General features: G+C 48.4%; 1 protein-coding gene. It reads right to left on the reverse strand.

All coding sequences use genetic code 11. The features are described from left to right. Nucleotides 1-183: 183 nt before the first annotated feature. A partial coding sequence (gene hisD / locus PX484_RS02675; protein ID WP_288102766.1) for a histidinol dehydrogenase occupies nucleotides 184-1,257 on the reverse strand: 1,074 nt, incomplete at its 5' end.

Consider the following 1,257-nt stretch of genomic DNA (forward strand, 5'->3'; position numbering starts at 1 on the left):
GTAAGACTTTTAGACCTTTTGTCAATCAAAAAGTACTGGATATGGGAGTGATCGGGGGGAAATTTAGGCACTTTTTCCCTGAAAATTAGGTAATTGGCCACCTCAAAACTGGTAAAACCCCACACCCCACACCCCACACCCCACACCCTACCCCCCGGAAAAACTTTTTGCCGCAAACCCTATTTAGAGTAAAATTTCCCTGTGTTGAATTGCTAATTTATGGGCGGGAAAACCTTCGTACTCGGCTAAAGTTTTCGTGGTTTCTTTTAACTTTTCAAAGCCTTCAGGGGTGACATAAGCCAAAGTGGAGCGCTTGAGAAAATCATAAACCGAAACCGCCGAATAGGAACGGGCAAAACTTCCTGTCGGCAGCACAGCATTGACTCCGATGGCGTAGGTAGCCATAGAGGAAGGAGTATGATTTCCCAGGAGAATTTCGCCAGCATTTTTAATCTTGCCCAGAATGGCAAAAGGATTACTAACTAAAACCTCTAGATGTTCTGGGGCGTACTCATTGACAAAATCGAGGGATTGCTGCAAACTATCGGTTAAAATTATGCCCCCATAGGCGGCTAAACCCGCCTCACAGAATTCCCGTCGCCAATCCGGGAGTTTTTGCAGGTATTCCTGTGCATATTCACTAGCAGCGATCGCCAAATCTTCACAGTGGGTGACTAATAAAGCCGCCGAATCCGCCCCGTGTTCCGCTTCAATTAATAAATCCAAGGCCGCTAAACGGGCATCGGTGGACTCATCGGCCAAAACTATCGACTCACTTGGACCTGCCGGCAAACCCACATCCACAGTACCGAACAGTAACCGCTTGGCCGCCGCCCCATAGACGCTGCACGGACCGGTAATTTTGTCAACCCTTTTGATATTTTTTGTTCCCAAAGCCAAAGCGGCGATCGCTTGTACGCCCCCTAACTTATAAATTTCTCTGACTCCAGCCATGCGTGCCGCCACCAGAGAAACCGGCTCCACGTTGCCCTGTTTATCGGGGGGAGTGCAAACCACCACTCTTTCCACTCCTGCCACCATTGCCGGTATGGCTAACATTAACATCATCGAAGGAAAAGCACCGCGGCCCCGGGGAACGTATAAACCCACATTGGGGATAGGAGAGATTTTTTCGCCGGCAAAGACACCGGTTTCAATTTCTGCCAGTAGTGTTTCTTCCGGCATTTGGCGACGATGTACCTCTTGAATATTCCGGAAAGCCTGTTCAATGGCAGTTTTTACTTCCGGTTCAATTAA

It is taken from the genome of Microcystis sp. M49636_WE2 (assembly GCF_030065375.1).
Taxonomy (GTDB): domain Bacteria; phylum Cyanobacteriota; class Cyanobacteriia; order Cyanobacteriales; family Microcystaceae; genus Microcystis; species Microcystis aeruginosa_C.